2 protein-coding genes are annotated in these 846 nt (G+C 45.3%); both read right to left on the bottom strand.

Features of this window, described 5'->3' with window-relative positions:
- On the bottom strand, window positions 1–567 hold a 567-nt coding region (locus A3735_RS04230), incomplete at its 3' end, for an AMP-binding protein (RefSeq protein WP_156499397.1).
- 49 nt (window positions 568–616) lie between these two features.
- Window positions 617–846: polyhydroxyalkanoic acid system family protein (locus A3735_RS04225; protein ID WP_197485662.1), on the bottom strand; the 230-nt coding region annotated here is incomplete at its 5' end.

Below are 846 nucleotides of genomic sequence, written 5' to 3'. Positions count from 1 at the left end.
ACTAAGCAAAGTGTCAGCATCATCAAAGAAAAAGCGAGCATTACTAGAAACAGGAAGACTACTCTCTACCTCAGAAATCGCTGAAAATAGCTCTCGCCCGACAATAATTGCTTTAGCATCGACGAGCTCAAAACTGTGGCGTAACACCGCGGCGCGCTGACTGGTATTGATGAGCGCACTCACGGCCCCTATTTTGGCAATCGCAGCAACACAGGCCAATAGCTCTGGGCGATTCTCCATAAAAACAGCAATGACATCACCTTTGCCGTAACCAGAGTTCAGAAGTGATCGCGCAAGTCGGTTAACCCACTGATTGAAGATCTGGTAAGTAAATTCCCGCTCTTCGAAAATTAACGCAAGCCCTTGCGGATTTCTTGAGGCCGACTGCTCAAGACAAACCCCCATCCCGGCAGGGTAATCACCTGGTTTTCGGCTCGCGATATACATTCCCTTGACTCTCTTGGGCGTACCTTTGATAAAAGCCGGTAGCTTAGAAACAAAACGAGGAAATGAGATGGTATTCGCCACTGCTTCAGTATCTGCGTTACACTTGGATATCGGGGCCATAAATTAGCTCTTTTTATTAGTTCGGCGCTTTACATCATCGGAAATTTACTTAGGAAAGACACTCATCTAATCGGCGAATAATTGATTTCTCAATTTTGGATTTAAGAGGCATAAGTAAGAAACCCAGCTCCATTTTCAGGTCAACCTGTTGTGGTAGCACTGTCATTCGCCCCTTAGCTCCAGCACCTTTGAAGCGCACTGTATCACCTTCCCAATGATATTTAACACCAAATTCCTCAGCCAAACTGACGACCATATCTTCGGAAATCTTCTTAATTT

It is taken from the genome of Oleiphilus sp. HI0061, from assembly GCF_001635675.1.
The sequence above is the reverse complement of the archived record's forward strand: the minus strand, read 5'-3'. Positions and strand labels throughout refer to the sequence as shown.